Raw genomic sequence first — 528 nt, forward strand, 5'->3', positions numbered from 1 at the left:
GCTGCTCCCGCGCCGCCCGCACGCCCTCGGGGGGGTACGGCTGCATGTCGAGCACCAGCGGGAACTCGGAGGCGTCATCCAGCTGGGGCGCCGAGGGCAGGCGCGCGGGTGGTGTGAGTGGCGCGGAGCCGGCGGGCGCACCAGCGCGCGGGTGCGGCGCACCTTTTTCTGTTGCATGGTGTCAAAGTCATACTCGAAGCGCTTCAGGTGCACCACCAAGGTGGGCGGCAGCGCGGAGAATGAGACTTGCTTCACGGTGGGTAGCTTCACCTGCTGCGCCCTGTCCGGTGCCTCCTTTCGCTCCTCCGCGCCGCCGTCACGCGTGCCTTCCTCCCGACCCCGCTCCGCCGCCGCCGCCGCCGCCGCCTCCGCCTCCACCGCCCCCACCTCCCACGCGTACTCCACTGTCTCGCCCTGCACGAACGCCTCCAGGGATGCATTCAGGTTTTTCTTGCCCTTCACCGCCACGCTGCAGGGCGACGAGTGAGCGGCGCAACGCAGCGGCGGTCCGTGCGGCTGCAGCGCAGC

Annotated in this window: 1 protein-coding gene; it reads right to left on the minus strand. The window is 71.2% G+C overall.

Going from position 1 to position 528, the window contains the following annotated elements; genetic code table 11:
* The coding region (locus ACK4SE_RS14335; RefSeq protein ID WP_409694077.1) for a hypothetical protein at nt 1-462 on the minus strand (462 nt) is incomplete at its 3' end.
* Nucleotides 463-528 lie beyond the last annotated feature (66 nt).

This window comes from Brevundimonas sp. (assembly GCF_046293315.1).
Lineage (GTDB): Bacteria > Pseudomonadota > Alphaproteobacteria > Caulobacterales > Caulobacteraceae > Brevundimonas.